This is a genomic window from Enterobacter sp. TMH.L2, assembly GCF_050847315.1.
GTDB lineage: Bacteria > Pseudomonadota > Gammaproteobacteria > Enterobacterales > Enterobacteriaceae > Cedecea.
In genome coordinates this window covers 3,591,127-3,603,150 of the sequence record NZ_CP193791.1, presented here as the reverse complement: position 1 = coordinate 3,603,150, position 12,024 = coordinate 3,591,127, and the positions used below count along the sequence as shown (strand labels likewise).

Genomic DNA, 12,024 nt, shown 5'->3' with positions numbered 1-12,024 from the left:
GCGTTGTGGCACAGGAATATACTGTTGAACAATTGAACCACGGCCGTAAAGTCTATGACTTTATGCGCTGGGACAACTGGGCCTTCGGCATCTCCGGCATCCTGCTGATCCTTTCCGTCGCGATTATCGGCGTGAAAGGCTTCAACTGGGGCCTGGACTTTACCGGCGGTACGGTTATCGAAATCGGGCTGGAAAAACCAGCCGAGCTGGACACCATGCGCGCCGCGCTGCAGAAGGCGGGCTTTGAAGAGCCGCTGGTGCAGAACTTTGGCAGCAGCCGTGACATCATGGTGCGCATGCCGCCTGCTAAAGGCGAAACTGGCGGCCAGGTGCTCGGCAGCAAGGTTGTGAGCGTGATTAACGAAGCGACCAGTCAGAATGCGGCAGTGAAGCGTATTGAGTTTGTCGGCCCAAGCGTGGGTGCGGATCTGGCTCAAAACGGTGCGATGGCGCTGCTCGTCGCGCTGTTGTCGATTCTGGTGTACGTTGGGTTCCGCTTCGAGTGGCGTCTGGCTGCCGGTGTGGTTATCAAGCTGGCGCACGACGTGGTAATTACCATGGGCGTGCTGTCGCTGTTCCACATTGAGATTGACCTGACCATCGTCGCGTCGTTGATGTCGGTTATCGGCTACTCGCTGAACGACAGCATCGTGGTTTCGGACCGTATTCGTGAAAACTTCCGCAAGATCCGCCGCGGGACGCCTTACGAGATCTTTAACGTCTCCCTGACCCAGACGCTGCAAAGGACCTTGATCACATCCGGTACCACCTTAGTGGTTATCCTGATGCTGTATCTGTTCGGTGGGGCGCTGCTGAAAGGCTTCTCCCTGACGATGCTTATCGGTGTCACCATCGGTACCGTGTCTTCTATCTACGTCGCCTCTGCGCTGGCGTTGAAACTGGGCATGAAGCGCGAGCACATGCTGCAGCAAAAGGTAGAGAAAGAAGGGGCGGATCAGCCGTCCATTCTGCCGTAATAGCGTTAAGCGTTTGATAAAACCGCAGCCTTCGAGCTGCGGTTTTTTTTCGCCTGGTGTTTTTCTCCTGACAGTATGGTGTCAGGAGGGGGCCAGTAGACTCGTGGTTACTGACAACACAGGAGAAAAACAATGAGCACACTCATCAACTGGTTTGAGATCCCCGTTACCGATATGGCGCGAGCGGTCGCTTTTTACCAACGAGTACTGAACGCTGAATTTCGTCGCGAAACGATAGCCGGCGTGGAGAATGCTGTATTTTCGTATAACCAACCGGCCACCGGTGGTTCTTTAGTGAAAGGGGAGCGGTTTGTGCCTTCTGCGACTGGCGCGGTGATTTATCTTTATACGCCCGATATTGTTAAAGCATTACAGCAGGTAGAGATGGCGGGAGGCCGGCTGGACTTTGGTCCTCAGGTGCTGCCCTATGATATCGGCACGATTGCGTTAATGATCGACAGCGAAGGCAATCGCGTTGGGTTGCATCAGCCTGTTTAAGCCTCAATACTGACGCTAAAGCCTGCCGCTCGGGCAGGCCTTATTTTTTCCGGAACATCCATGAGCCGAAGAGCCGATCGATTATTTCAGATAGTGCAAATCCTACGCGGCAGGCGCCTGACGACGGCTGCACAGCTTGCCGAACGGCTGGAAGTCTCAGAGCGGACTGTCTACCGCGACATTCAGGATCTTTCCCTCTCCGGCGTGCCGATAGAAGGGGAGGCTGGCTGCGGCTATCGCCTGCTGGCCGGGTACGATCTTCCACCGCTGATGCTGACGACCGGAGAGGTGGAGGCGGTGATTGCGGCGTTAAGAATGGTGCAAACCTGGAGCGGAGAAACGCTGGCGAAATCTGCCGAGTCCGTGCATGAAAAGCTTCTCGCAGTGCTCACCCCGGAAAAGCGTCGGGTTGCCGAACGCAGCCGTATTATCTCGCCAAATTTTAACAAGTTTCCGCAGGTGAAAGCCCGGTTCGATCTGTTTCATTCCGCCATCGACAAATGCCAGGTTGTTCATTTGCTGTATGAGGATGAAAAAGGGGAATTGACGGAGCGGGATATTCACCCTCTGGGGCTGTCATTTTGGGGAGAGGTCTGGCTGCTGGTGGCCTGGTGCGAGGCTCGGAATGATTATCGTAGCTTCAGGCTGGATCGCTGCCGGGATATTCATTTAACAGGAAATGTGTTTCAGGAGCGACACGATCGTTCTCTGCAGGCTTTTATTGCCCTTCAGAAGGCCAAAGGTTACCTGCCTGAGAAATAAAAAAACCGGCCAGCGGGCCGGTTTTTTACAAGTGGTGGTGATTAGAAGTTGTAACCGACAACCACGTAGTAGCCGAAGCCGGTCGACTTCACGCGTTCGTTCATGAAGAACGGCTGCTCGCCATCTTTCCACTGGCCGCCGTTATGGAAGTAACGGGCCACGAAGGAGTAGTGCAGGTGATCGTAGTTCAGCGACAGGATGTGGCTGGACGCAACGGAGTTATTGGTACGGTACTGCTCGTTGCCCAGGTCAGAGTCCCAGTCAACGTTGGTGAAACCGATATAGCTCAGCTTACCGCCCCACAGGGAGGTAATCGGCACGAAGTATTTCACCTTGAAGCGGTAGCCATCCCACTCGTTTTCGTTAGACGCACCGTAGTTCTGCCACTGGTACTTGGCATACACGTTCATCGACAGGCTCATTGGCAGGCCGGTATCGATGTCGGTACCCAGACCCATGTACCAGGTGCTCTGGCGATTAGCCTGGTTACGACCCATGTCGTAAATGTAGTTGTTCGCGAAGTACCACTCTTTGAACGGACCAAAGCTCAGGTCGGTCCCGGTCAGCTTGTCGATGGAGAAGCGAGGTTCGATTTCCATAAACAGTGGGGAGCCGTGGTTCCAGATCCCTTTCGCCTGAGTGTTGCCGCCGAAGAAGACTGGCGCATCCACGTAGCCGTAGAAATCGAACCAGTCTTTTTTGGCGAACGCTTCATATTCCAGGTAGGTATCGTTGCGCAGCTGCGGCCCGAAACGGGTGTGATAGCTGCCGACAACGTTAACGCTCTGGTGCCACCAGTCGGAGAGGTATTCGCTGTTTTTTGCTTCTTCTGCGCTGGCAGAGAAAGAGCTGGAAAGTGCCAGAACGGTGCCGGCTGCCAGAATAATTTTTTTCATATTTTTAGCCACTGTTTACGTAATTTTGGTGCGATGCGGATGTGAGATGTCATCCCTGGCCGCCGGTCTCAGGGAAGGACCTTTGCAGCGCGACTATTATAGAAATCCCTGCTCACAAAAATATGTTCTATTTCACATTCTTCTCATATGCGTAATCGATTGCGTTCACGTTTGCGCACATTAAAAACGGCGTGATTGTACCTGCTTCGACAAATTACGCAAACGTATGCCCAGTTGTTACATGTAAGTGTGATATGGATCACTATAAAGACGAGATGATAACAGGGGGTTTGCTTCACATATTGTGCGGGGGGTGTGAAAGAGTGTGACAGGCGCGCCTCGCCGGAAAATGTCTCTTAGTCATCTTTTGCTTTCACATTTTTGCGGATGAGTGGGGTGACTTCAGCCCTCACCCCGGCCCTCTCCCGGAGGAAGAGGGGGAAAACTGCCGATGATTTATTCCCTCTCCCTTTTAGGGAGAGGGCCAGGGGGAGGATAAGAAGCGAAGCTGTGGTTGAAGCGAGCGGCGGATAAGGGGGCGAAAGAATTATTGCGCGGGTGCTGGCTGCGCGGAAGAAACTGGCTGGATATCATGGACGCGCACAAACCCTAATTGATCGGGCGTGATACCGGACAGGCGAAGCGGAATCGACACGTCGCTTGGGGCGAGAATGCTGGCCGGGGCGTCTATGGACTGCGTTTGCACGTTAACTTCCTGGAAACTGTCGGTGGTGCCCTGGATCTGCCCCCATTCTACTTTGCCGCTAAATGCCGGCAGCGGATCGTTGGATTCTCCCTGAATCAGCAGCGTGGCGCGGGTGCCGTTGGCTTCAGCCGCAACGTTTGTCAGCGACATTTTCAGGTTACCTATCTGGCTGTTGAGGCGCGCTGCCGTGTTTGAACCCGGTAGCAGATAAACGCCGCTGGTCGACTTCGCGTTCAGGGCATTCTGCTGGGTCAGCTTCACCGTTTGCTGGCTAAGTTTAGTCATTTCCTGATTTAACGAACCAATTTGACTGCGCATCTGGCGCACTTCAGTTTGCTGGGCACAAGCGGTCAGGCTTATCAGGCTTGAAACCAGGATAATTCTTAAGTAAGTCTTTGTCATGGTTAGTTTTTCCTTGCTAAGGTTCGCTGATTTAAGCGTAGTTCTTCGCGCTTGAAAAGTCATATTTGATGTTGCAGTGTCGGCGCTGTCTTTGTACTCCCGCAACTTCGCGGTAAACTATTGTTCATCTTTATAATCCCAGCAGGAAACGCTATGCATTGCCCATTCTGTTTCGCCGTGGACACCAAAGTTATTGACTCTCGCCTGGTGGGTGAAGGTTCCTCCGTACGCCGTCGGCGCCAGTGTCTGGTCTGTCACGAACGCTTCACGACTTTCGAGGTTGCGGAGCTGGTGATGCCGAGAGTGGTGAAGAGTAATGAGGTGCGCGAGCCGTTTAACGAAGACAAACTGCGCAGCGGCATCCTGAAAGCGCTGGAAAAACGTCCGGTCAATTCTGACGACGTGGAAATGGCCATCAGCCATATTAAGTCGCACCTTCGAGCAACCGGCGAACGCGAAATCCCGAGTAAACTCATCGGTAACCTGGTGATGGAGCAGCTCAAAAAGCTGGATAAAGTCGCCTATATTCGCTTTGCTTCGGTCTACCGTAGCTTTGAAGATATCAAAGAATTTGGTGAAGAAATCGCCCGTTTACAGGATTAATGCTGATGTCCCTTGATGAACAGTTTATGGCTCGAGCGCTTGAGCTGGCTAAGCGCGGGCGTTTTACCACTGCACCGAACCCGAATGTCGGCTGCGTGATAGTTAAAGACGGCAATATTGTGGGGGAAGGGTTCCACTTTCGCGCCGGGGAACCTCATGCGGAAGTTCACGCTTTGCGCATGGCAGGCGAACAGGCCCGGGGCGCAACGGCCTATGTCACCCTCGAACCCTGCAGCCACCATGGCCGCACGCCACCGTGCTGTGATGCCTTGATTGCCGCAGGCGTTTCTCGCGTGGTAGCCGCCATGCAGGATCCTAACCCGCAGGTTGCCGGCCGGGGCCTCTACCGCTTGCAGCAGGCGGGCATTGAAGTCAGCCACGGCCTGATGATGAACGAAGCTGAAGCGCTGAACCGCGGGTTCCTCAAGCGTATGCGCACGGGTTTTCCATTTATCCAGCTTAAGCTTGGTGCTTCGCTGGACGGCCGTACCGCGATGGCAAGCGGAGAGAGCAAATGGATTACCTCTCCCCAGGCGCGTCGCGATGTGCAGCGCCAGCGCGCGCAAAGTGCCGCGATTCTTTCCAGCGACGCGACCGTATTGGCAGATAACCCGTCATTAACGGTTCGTTGGGATGAGCTGGATAGCGCCAGCCAGGCTATTTATTCCCAACAGGATTTACGTCAGCCGATTCGCATTGTGCTGGATCGTCAAAACCGGGTAACGCCACAGCACCAAATTATTGCCAATCCGGGGCAAACCTGGCTTGCCCGCAGCCAGGCGGATGAACAATCCTGGCCGGAGGACGTCGAGCAACTGCTGGTGCCTGAACATAATGGGCATCTTGATTTGGTCGTGTTAATGATGCAGCTTGGCAAACGCCAGGTGAATTCTGTCTGGGTTGAGGCCGGGGCAACGCTTGCCGGGGCGCTGTTACAGGCAGGCCTGGTGGATGAACTGATTGTCTATGTCGCACCTAAATTATTAGGCAATGATGCCCGCGGTTTGTGCGAGCTTCCTGGCCTTGAAAAACTTGCTGATGCGCCGGCGTTCAGCTTTAGCGAAGTCCGCCAGGTTGGCCCCGATTTGTGCCTGCATTTGACGCCCATTTACGGACGCCAGTAAAACGTAAGCAGTCACGAAAAGATTATGATAAAATCCGCCCCCCTGCGGGGCTAAACAGAACCCGTAAAGGAAGATTATGAACATTATTGAAGCTGCTGTTGCTACTCCTGACGCTCGCGTCGCCATCACCATCGCGCGTTTTAACAACTTCATCAATGACAGCCTGCTGGAAGGTGCTATCGACGCCCTGAAACGCATTGGTCAGGTGAAAGACAAAAACATCACCGTAGTTTGGGTGCCGGGCGCTTACGAGCTGCCGCTGGCCGCTGATGCACTGGCTAAAACCGGTAAATACGATGCTGTTATCGCGCTGGGTACCGTGATTCGCGGAGGCACTGCACACTTCGAATACGTTGCCGGCGGTGCCAGCAACGGTCTGTTAAGCGTAGGCCAGGACAGCGGTATTCCCGTTGCCTTCGGCGTGCTGACCACTGAAAGCATTGAACAAGCCATCGAACGTGCTGGCACCAAAGCCGGTAACAAAGGTGCAGAAGCTGCACTGACCGCGCTTGAAATGATTAATGTATTGAAAGCCATCAAGGCCTGATTTTTGTAAGGGGAAATCCGTGAAACCTGCTGCTCGTCGCCGCGCCCGTGAGTGTGCCGTCCAGGCGCTCTACTCCTGGCAGTTGTCTAAAAACGACATCGCTGATGTTGAATACCAGTTCCTGGCGGAACAGGACGTCAAAGACGTTGACGTTGTCTATTTCCGCGAGCTGCTGAGCGGCGTGGCTACCAACAGCGCGTATCTGGATGGGCTGATGAAGCCTTACCTGTCCCGTCTGCTTGAAGAGCTGGGCCAGGTGGAAAAAGCGGTACTGCGCATTGCGCTGTTTGAACTGTCCAAACGTGATGATGTGCCATACAAAGTGGCCATCAACGAAGCGATTGAGCTGGCGAAAACCTTCGGTGCCGAAGACAGCCATAAGTTCGTTAACGGCGTTCTCGACAAAGCTGCTCCCGCTATTCGTCCCCACAAGAAGTAATCTCCTGGCCGGGTTTTCCCGGCCTTCTTTTTTCCTGCAACTGACATTCCTGAGGTATCACGCATGGCATGCGGTGAGTTTTCCCTGATTGCCCGTTACTTCGATCGCGTTACAAGTTCTCGTCGTGATGTGGAAGCCGGTATTGGCGACGACTGTGCGTTGCTGTCGGTACCCGAAAAACAACTGCTGGCGATCAGCACCGATACGCTGGTGAGCGGTAATCACTTCCTGCCGGATATCGACCCGCGTGATTTGGGCTACAAAGCGCTGGCGGTGAATTTAAGCGATCTGGCCGCAATGGGCGCAGATCCGGCCTGGCTGACGCTGGCGATCACGCTCCCGGAAGTGGATGAAGCGTGGCTGGAGGCATTCAGCGACAGCCTGTTTGAACAGCTGGATTATTACGATATGCAGTTGATTGGCGGCGACACAACCCGTGGCCCGCTCTCTTTGACGCTGGGTATTCACGGCATGATCCCGGCTGGCCGGGCGCTGAAGCGCAGCGGTGCAAAAGCAGGGGACTGGATCTATGTCACCGGCACGCCGGGCGACAGCGCGGCTGGTCTGGCAATTCTGCAGAAGCGTCTGCATGTTGCGAATACACAGCATGCGGATTATCTGCTTAAGCGGCACCTGCGCCCAACGCCGCGTGTTTTACACGGGCAGGCGCTGCGCGATCTGGCCAACAGTGCCATCGATCTTTCAGACGGGTTGATTTCCGATCTCGGTCATATCCTGAAGGCCAGCGACTGCGGGGCACGTATCGATCTCGATTTGCTGCCGTATTCCGAAGCGTTGCGCGAGCACGTTGAGCCAGAGCAGGCGCTGAAATGGGCGATGTCCGGCGGCGAAGACTATGAGCTGTGCTTCACCGTGCCGGAGCTAAATCGCGGGGCGCTGGAAGTGGCTATCGGCAATCTGGGCGTGCCTTATACCTGTATCGGGCAGATTGTTTCTGCCTCTGAAGGACTGCAGTTTACCCGTGAAGGGAAGCCTGTGACGCTGGATATGAAGGGTTACGATCACTTTTCCTGGTAGCTGGTCATGACCCTCACCCCAACCCTCTCCCTAAAAGGGAGAGGGAGCAAAACCCAAAGTCGAAAGAGTGAACCTGCGAGGGCGATTATTTATATCCCGCCACGGGATGCCGTTGATACGGCGTCTCCAGCTCGGCAATCTCCTCGGGTTTCAACGTTAAATCTACCGCACCAAGCAGGTCGTCCAGCTGTTCCTGCCTTGATGGGCCAATAATTGGTGCGGCAATACCCGGTTTGCTAAGCAGCCAGGCCAGCGCTACCTGCGCGCGTGAAACGCCCTTATCTGCGGCGATATTTGCCAGCCGCTCGGCGATAAGCGCGTCGTTTTCGTTATTGGTCTGGTACAGCGATTTGCCCACTTCATCCGAGACAGATCTTGCTGTGGTATCTCCCCATGGACGAGTCAGTTTGCCGCGTGCGAGCGGGCTCCAGGGGATCACCGCAATTTTTTCTTTGTAGCACAGCGGGAGCATCTCCAGCTCTTCTTCACGGTAAATCAGGTTGTAGTGATCCTGCATGGTAACGAATCTTGCCCAGCCTGCCTGAGACTGCAAAGTCAGGGCCTGAGCAAACTGATCGCTGCGCATTGAAGAGGCGCCGATATAACGTGCTTTCCCGGCCTTAACCACGTCGTTAAGTGCCTCTAGCGTCTCTTCAATAGGCGTGCTGTAGTCCCAGCGGTGGATTTGTAGCAAATCGACGTAGTCGGTGCCGAGCCGTTTCAGGCTATCGTCGATCGAACGCAGGATCTGTGGGCGGGAGAGGCCCTGAGGCAGATCGCCAACTTTGTTGTAAACCTTAGTGGCAACCACAACGTCCTGGCGGCGAGCGAAGTCGCGCAGCGCGCGGCCTAAAATCTCTTCGCTGCTGCCGTCGGAGTAGTTATTTGAGGTGTCGAAGAAATTGATGCCGTTTTCCAGCGCGCGGCGGATTATTTCCCGGCTGCTCTCTTCGGGAAGCGTCCAGGCATGGCTGCCGCGATCCGGCTCGCCAAAGGTCATACAGCCGAGGCAAAGGCGGGAGACGCTAAGGTCGGTGGTGCCTAACGGGTTGTATTGCATGATATCGCTCCTGCTATGTAGGAATATCTATTAAGCATAGCAGGCCGTACACGTCATCCTTCAAACCACTGCGGTGTTGGCGGCGCTCTCATACCCGAATCACTTACCTGAGTAAGCTCATCGGGATATGCTCACTTGCCGTTGTGCTGTGGGTTGAATTATTTAGTGTACGGATGAAGTTAATCCACCCAGCTCCGAATCTTAGCTTCGATCCCGGCCGCATCAAGGCCAATCGCCTCACGTGCTTCTTCCTGGGTGCCCTGAGGAATGAAGAAATCAGGCAGGCCGAGGTTAAGCACCGGAACCGGTTTACGGTGAGCCATCAGTACTTCGTTTACGCCGCTCCCGGCCCCGCCCATAATGGCGTTCTCTTCAATCGTCACCAGAGAGTCGTGGCTGGCGGCAAGTTCCAGAATCAGGGCTTCATCCAGTGGCTTAACAAAACGCATATCGACCAGCGTGGCATTCAGCGCTTCGGCTACCGCTGCGGCTTCTGGCAGCAAAGTGCCGAAGTTGAGCAGCGCAATTTTTTCGCCTTCGCGTTTCACAACGCCTTTACCTATCGGCAGCTCCACGAGCGGTTCCAGCTCTGCGCCTGTTCCGGTCCCACGCGGGTAACGCACGGCGCTTGGGCCTGCGCTGTAGTGGTAACCCGTGTGCAGCATCTGGCGGCATTCGTTTTCGTCGCTTGGCGTCATGATAACCATGTCTGGGATGCAGCGCAGGAAGGAGATATCAAAAGCGCCCTGGTGCGTCTGGCCGTCAGCGCCGACAATGCCTGCGCGATCGATGGCAAACATCACCGGTAGCTTCTGAATCGCTACGTCGTGAATCACCTGGTCGTAAGCGCGCTGCAGGAAGGTGGAATAGATCGCAACCACTGGCTTATAGCCGCCAATCGCCAGGCCCGCCGCGAAGGTCACTGCGTGCTGCTCGGCAATCGCCACATCAAAGTACTGGTCAGGATACTGGCGCGAGAATTCCACCATGCCGGAGCCTTCACGCATGGCAGGTGTAATTGCCATCAGCTTGTCATCGTGGGCTGCGGTTTCGCACAGCCAGTTGCCGAAAATCTTCGAGTAACCTGGCAGGCCTCCGGTGCTTTTCGGCAGCGTCCCGCTCTGCGGATCGAACTTAGGTACCGCGTGGAAGCTGATCGGATCTTTTTCCGCTGGCGCGTAACCGCGTCCTTTTTTAGTCATGATATGCAGGAACTGCGGGCCTTTCAGGCTGCGCATGTTCTTCAGCGTATTGACCAGACCAATCACGTCGTGGCCATCAATTGGCCCGATGTAGTTAAAGCCTAGCTCTTCAAACAGCGTGCCCGGCACCACCATGCCTTTGATATGCTCTTCGGTACGCTTCAGCAGCTCTTTGATTGGCGGCACGCCGGAGAAGACTTTCTTGCCACCTTCGCGCAGTGTCGAATAAAGCTTGCCGGAAAGCAGCTGCGCCAGATGGTTGTTCAGCGCGCCGACGTTCTCGGAAATAGACATTTCATTGTCGTTAAGCACCACCAGCATGTCCGGGCGGATATCGCCGGCATGGTTCATCGCTTCGAAGGCCATCCCGGCGGTAATGGCGCCATCGCCAATCACGCAAACGGTTTTCCGGTCTTTCCCTTCCTTTTCAGCGGCAACGGCGATCCCGATACCCGCGCTAATGGAGGTGGAAGAGTGGCCCACGCTCAGCACGTCGTACTCGCTTTCCGCGCGCCATGGGAACGGATGCAGGCCGCCTTTCTGTCGAATGGTGCCAATTTTATCGCGGCGGCCAGTCAGAATTTTGTGCGGGTAGGCCTGGTGGCCGACGTCCCAGATGAGTTGATCGAACGGCGTGTTATAGACGTAGTGCAGCGCCACGGTCAGTTCGACCGTGCCGAGGCCGGAGGCAAAGTGCCCGCTGGAGCGGCTTACGCTGTCGAGCAGGTAACGGCGCAGCTCATCGCAAAGCTTAGGTAAGCTCTCTTTAGGCAGCACTCGCAGATCCGGGCTGGCATCCACCAGAGCGAGGGTCGGGTATTTGGCGATATCAAAACTCATCAGAAATCTAAACTCATCGTTGTTATACGTTATTTATCACGGTGGATAATGTAGTTGGCTAACGCTTCCAGTGCCGCCGTGTCCAGCGACAGCTCGGCAAGTTCGACCAGAGCCTGCAGTGCTTCCTGATAGAGATCCTGCGCTTTTGCCTGCGCCTGTTCAAGTCCCAGCAGCGCCGGATAGGTACTTTTGCCTAACTGCTGGTCGGCACCCTGGCGTTTGCCTATCGTAGCGGTATCGCCGACAACGTCCAGGATGTCATCCTGAACCTGGAAAGCGAGGCCGATGCTTGCAGCATAGCGGTCCAGAATTGGCAGAGCTTTTCGGCCTGCTTCACCGGCGCTCAGCGCGCCCAGGCGAACGGCGGCGCGAATCAATGCTCCGGTTTTATGGCGGTGAATGCGCTCCAGGGAAGCCAGGTCAACTTGCTTGCCTTCGGCTTCTAAATCCAGCGCCTGGCCGCCACACATACCTGCCACACCGCTGGCGGTGGCTAATTCCAAAACCATGGCTAAGCGATCGGCAATATCAACGCCGGGCATTGGCGCATCACTCAGTATAGAAAACGCCAGCGTTTGCAGGGCGTCTCCGGCCAAAATGGCGTTCTCTTCGCCAAATTTTATGTGGCAGGTCGGCTGCCCACGACGTAAATCGTCGTTATCCATGGCCGGTAAATCATCGTGAATCAGGGAGTAGGCGTGAATGCATTCCACTGCCGCAGCAGGCGCGTCGAGCGCTTCGTCGGCGACGCCAAACATTTCGCCGGTGGCGTACACCAGGAACGGGCGCAGGCGTTTACCGCCCAATAGTGCGCCATAGTGCATCGCTTCAACCAGTGGACTGTTCTGAAACGGCAGCGGCGCCAGAAAGCGCGCAATAGCGTCGTTAACCCGTACAACGTGGGCCTGAAGCTGTTGATTAAAATCCATA

Annotated in this window: 13 protein-coding genes; 8 read left to right on the top strand and 5 right to left on the bottom strand. The window is 55.2% G+C overall.

All coding sequences use genetic code 11. The features are described 5' to 3' along the window. The first annotated feature begins 5 nt into the window (after positions 1 to 5). The 3 genes from secF to ACREYP_RS17360 all read left to right on the top strand — a co-directional run bounded on the left by secF (position 6) and on the right by ACREYP_RS17360 (position 2,237). Positions 6 to 977, top strand: a complete 972-nt coding sequence (gene secF / locus ACREYP_RS17370) for a protein translocase subunit SecF (RefSeq protein WP_008454542.1) — start codon at positions 6 to 8, stop codon at positions 975 to 977. Positions 978 to 1,109: 132 nt separating this feature from the next. Then, the gene (locus ACREYP_RS17365; RefSeq protein ID WP_166994395.1) at positions 1,110 to 1,475 is read left to right on the top strand and encodes a VOC family protein; all 366 of its coding nucleotides are present in this window, start codon (positions 1,110 to 1,112) and stop codon (positions 1,473 to 1,475) included. A gap of 60 nt (positions 1,476 to 1,535) precedes the next feature. Further along, a complete protein-coding gene (locus ACREYP_RS17360; RefSeq protein WP_034807592.1) occupies positions 1,536 to 2,237 on the top strand; it encodes a helix-turn-helix transcriptional regulator in 702 nt (233 codons plus the stop codon). 41 nt (positions 2,238 to 2,278) lie between these two features. Here ACREYP_RS17360 and ACREYP_RS17355 read toward each other — a convergent pair whose 3' ends face one another. Together ACREYP_RS17355 and ACREYP_RS17350 are read right to left on the bottom strand one after the other, a co-directional pair. Further along, positions 2,279 to 3,133 (bottom strand): nucleoside-specific channel-forming protein Tsx, encoded by an 855-nt coding sequence (locus tag ACREYP_RS17355; RefSeq protein ID WP_008454549.1) that lies wholly within the window; start codon positions 3,131 to 3,133, stop codon positions 2,279 to 2,281. A 547-nt stretch (positions 3,134 to 3,680) separates the two neighbouring features. Beyond that, on the bottom strand, positions 3,681 to 4,241 hold the full coding sequence (locus ACREYP_RS17350) for a SadB/YajI family lipoprotein (RefSeq protein ID WP_008454551.1): 561 nt from the start codon (positions 4,239 to 4,241) through the stop codon (positions 3,681 to 3,683). 153 nt (positions 4,242 to 4,394) lie between these two features. On the opposite strand from ACREYP_RS17350, the gene nrdR reads away from it, so the two are divergent. From nrdR to thiL, 5 genes are all read left to right on the top strand, one after another. After that, positions 4,395 to 4,844: a transcriptional regulator NrdR gene (gene nrdR, locus ACREYP_RS17345; protein WP_008454553.1), complete on the top strand. Its 450-nt coding sequence runs from the start codon at positions 4,395 to 4,397 to the stop codon at positions 4,842 to 4,844. A 5-nt stretch (positions 4,845 to 4,849) separates the two neighbouring features. Next, entirely contained in the window at positions 4,850 to 5,968 is a 1,119-nt protein-coding gene (ribD, locus tag ACREYP_RS17340; RefSeq protein WP_008454555.1) for a bifunctional diaminohydroxyphosphoribosylaminopyrimidine deaminase/5-amino-6-(5-phosphoribosylamino)uracil reductase RibD, read from the top strand. A 76-nt stretch (positions 5,969 to 6,044) separates the two neighbouring features. After that, entirely contained in the window at positions 6,045 to 6,515 is a 471-nt protein-coding gene (gene ribH / locus ACREYP_RS17335; RefSeq protein WP_008454557.1) for a 6,7-dimethyl-8-ribityllumazine synthase, read from the top strand. Positions 6,516 to 6,534: 19 nt separating this feature from the next. Beyond that, entirely contained in the window at positions 6,535 to 6,954 is a 420-nt protein-coding gene (gene nusB / locus ACREYP_RS17330; protein WP_008454563.1) for a transcription antitermination factor NusB, read from the top strand. A gap of 63 nt (positions 6,955 to 7,017) precedes the next feature. Beyond that, the gene (gene thiL / locus ACREYP_RS17325; RefSeq protein WP_008454565.1) at positions 7,018 to 7,992 is read left to right on the top strand and encodes a thiamine-phosphate kinase; all 975 of its coding nucleotides are present in this window, start codon (positions 7,018 to 7,020) and stop codon (positions 7,990 to 7,992) included. Between the two features lie 85 nt (positions 7,993 to 8,077). Here thiL and ACREYP_RS17320 read toward each other — a convergent pair whose 3' ends face one another. The 3 genes from ACREYP_RS17320 to ispA all read right to left on the bottom strand — a co-directional run bounded on the left by ACREYP_RS17320 (position 8,078) and on the right by ispA (position 12,023). Next, positions 8,078 to 9,052: an aldo/keto reductase gene (locus tag ACREYP_RS17320; protein ID WP_336818505.1), complete on the bottom strand. Its 975-nt coding sequence runs from the start codon at positions 9,050 to 9,052 to the stop codon at positions 8,078 to 8,080. A 179-nt stretch (positions 9,053 to 9,231) separates the two neighbouring features. Then, on the bottom strand, positions 9,232 to 11,094 hold the full coding sequence (dxs, locus tag ACREYP_RS17315) for a 1-deoxy-D-xylulose-5-phosphate synthase (protein WP_336818506.1): 1,863 nt from the start codon (positions 11,092 to 11,094) through the stop codon (positions 9,232 to 9,234). Between the two features lie 29 nt (positions 11,095 to 11,123). Beyond that, the gene (ispA, locus tag ACREYP_RS17310) at positions 11,124 to 12,023 is read right to left on the bottom strand and encodes a (2E,6E)-farnesyl diphosphate synthase (protein ID WP_336818507.1); all 900 of its coding nucleotides are present in this window, start codon (positions 12,021 to 12,023) and stop codon (positions 11,124 to 11,126) included. Position 12,024 lies beyond the last annotated feature (1 nt).